The sequence below is a fragment of the Bradyrhizobium sp. WSM4874 genome (genome assembly GCF_055811835.1).
This window is the reverse complement of record NZ_JBVVPR010000134.1, coordinates 1-1,962: the sequence shown is the minus strand read 5'-3', so window position 1 is coordinate 1,962 and position 1,962 is coordinate 1. Positions and strand designations below refer to the sequence as shown.

The 1,962-nt window shown below is 58.6% G+C and carries 1 protein-coding gene and 2 pseudogenes; 2 read left to right on the top strand and 1 reads right to left on the bottom strand.

The window, feature by feature from the left end; genetic code table 11:
- Nucleotides 1-265 (top strand): annotated as a pseudogene (locus tag AC0L3P_RS39620) (hypothetical protein); the annotation flags it as partial.
- Between the two features lie 166 nt (nucleotides 266-431).
- Here the strand turns inward: AC0L3P_RS39620 and AC0L3P_RS39615 are convergent.
- A complete protein-coding gene (locus AC0L3P_RS39615) occupies nucleotides 432-725 on the bottom strand; it encodes a phospholipase effector Tle1 domain-containing protein (protein WP_473309415.1) in 294 nt (97 codons plus the stop codon).
- Here AC0L3P_RS39615 and AC0L3P_RS39610 point away from each other — a divergent pair.
- A pseudogene (locus AC0L3P_RS39610) lies at nucleotides 702-1,306 on the top strand (transketolase family protein); the annotation flags it as partial. The gene AC0L3P_RS39615 and the pseudogene AC0L3P_RS39610 overlap by 24 nt on opposite strands.
- Nucleotides 1,307-1,962 lie beyond the last annotated feature (656 nt).

Below are 1,962 nucleotides of genomic sequence, written 5' to 3'. Positions count from 1 at the left end.
CTGGCGAAGCGAACCTGCTGTGGCTCTGAAGAACCCCGACGCCATTGCCGTCATCGTGACCGCCCTCCGGCTTTCTCGCGGCGAGGGACACAAGCTGTCGGCCGCAAAGTTCTGCGACGTCAGCGAAGGGATGTGTTCAGGGTGCGCGAGAGCTCACTCGAGCACCATCTGCGTGCCAACCGGCCGTGCCGATTATTTTGATTGCGGTGGGGCCGGACACGCGATGGTCTCCTTCCGGTTCGAAGTCGAATTCTCTGCCCCGTAATACTTCTTAACCCTCGCATGCGATCGGAGGTTTTCGCGACGGTACGGCATTCGTTCTAGCAGTGCTGCACCCCGCCGTTGTGGGCAAACCGTTAGAACGGTGAGTGCAGGATCGCTTCGTCTTGTACTTCGCGCAGACCTTTTTCCATTTGAAGCGGCCGCTCAGATTAGCCGGGCTCACGCTCGTCGTGCTGTGGACCGAGCGGATCCGGGTGCAGTTTGAGGTAGCTGTCGTCTACCTTGACGCCGAAGCGGTCGGGTGTTTTGCCGTCGGGAAGATTCCTTGCCGCATGCACCAACCATCCGAGTGAGATGTCGGGAAGTCGCGCTTCGTTTTCCGGATAACTACCTCTGACATCGGAATGGTTGCCGTCGAACCAGACCTGCTGCAACCAGTCCGGATATTCATCGGGACGCTTCGGACCCTTGTTGTGCGAACCTCGGGCTATGACCCGAGCCATCCGGCCGCAGAAGATGTCGCCCTGTTTCGCGCGATGCCAAACATGACCGTCATCGATCCCTGCGATGCCCATGAGATCGAGCAAATGGTGCCCGCCATCGCCGCGCACGGCGGGCCGGTCTACATGCGCTTGCTGCGCGGCCAAGTACCGGTCGTGCTCGACGAATATGACTACAAGTGCGAACTCGGTAAGGCCAAACTGATCCGTGACGGGAAGGACGCCCTGGTGATCTCATCCGGCATCATGACAATGCGTGCACTCGAGGCCACGGAAACTGTGATGCGCGACTAGGTCGATACCGCGGTGCTGCATGTTCCGAGATCAAGCCGCTCGATACTGAGACGATCTTGCGTGAAGCCGGCAAGCCGGGCCGCCTTGTCGTTGTTGCCGAAAACGACACCACAATTGGCGGACTTAGCGAGGCGGTTGCTGCACTTCTGATGCGCTCAGGCGTCCACCCGCCCTTGCGCCAGATCGCGCTGCCTGACGAATTTTTCGAAGCCGGCGCACTGCCGACACTGCACGACCGCTACGGGATTTTCACCGCAGAGATGGCGCGGCAGATACAGCAGTGGCTCTAGTGCACAGGCGCTGAGTACGAAGCAACTCGGGTGACGAGCTGCGCCCGTCGCACGCCGCGGCGGCAAGCGATGGCTCTTGCTCGAAAGCCAGTCGGTCGAGAGCCGGTGAACGAATGAGGGGTAGGCTGCATGCCAGGAGCATTGATGCTGTAGGGGCCAACGCCAGTCTGGGAAATTTGCAGGTAGGAGGAGGCGGAGAACGTTCGAATGAGATCGAATGTTCCGGCTTGATTTAGCGAGTATGCGGCTCGTAGCCGATGCAGAGGGATTTGTTCCTTTTCGGAGCTCTGCGAGATTCTAAAAAAAACGTGTTGTCAAAAGACGGAAGGAGCACTATTGAGCCGCTTGGGCAGTGCTTCACCATTCCAGTTTCGAAGCAGCGTGGAGATAAAGGCCTTGAAAGAAGCGAGCGGTCTACGACATACATCGTAGTGGCGCGGTCCTCTTGAGAGGTGCATGCGCTATCATGCAAGCATTTGCGCCCTTGATGCTTCTCATTCCGATGGTGGACCAACAGCCGATAGGACTCGGTTGTTTATTGTCGTCGGAGCGGAAATACCGGAACTCCCTTGCGGGAGAGGGGCCTCCTGGTCCCGGGCTGTTTGACAAGTGAAGATGAAGAAAGAGAAACGTGGACGGCGGAGTCCTTGCGGGTC